The sequence below is a fragment of the Burkholderia sp. GbtcB21 genome (assembly GCF_019091065.1).
In the GTDB taxonomy this organism is placed as follows: domain Bacteria; phylum Pseudomonadota; class Gammaproteobacteria; order Burkholderiales; family Burkholderiaceae; genus Burkholderia; species Burkholderia pyrrocinia_C.
In genome coordinates this window covers 1-235 of the sequence record NZ_JAGXKA010000494.1, presented here as the reverse complement: position 1 = coordinate 235, position 235 = coordinate 1, and the positions used below count along the sequence as shown (strand labels likewise).

At 79.1% G+C, this 235-nt stretch carries 1 pseudogene; it reads right to left on the bottom strand.

The window, feature by feature from the left end:
- Positions 1-235: pseudogene (locus KVT39_RS37455) on the bottom strand (bacteriocin biosynthesis cyclodehydratase); the annotation flags it as partial.

Sequence of the window (235 nt, the reverse complement as noted above, 5' to 3'; positions counted from 1 at the left end):
GCGAATCCAGTAGCGCACGCATTCGATGCAGGGCGCGCGGGCCAGCGCACCGCCGCCGGCCAGCAGTGGCCCGACCAGCCCCTGCACGCCACCGGCCGCCACGACGAGCACTGCCCCACCGCGCGCCGCCACGCGGGCGGCGCACGCGGGGGGATCGTCGCGGTCGTGCGGATCGGTGAGCGCGACGGTCAATTCGGCGGTCCGCCCGGCGGCGATGCCCGCCGCGGCGGGGGCG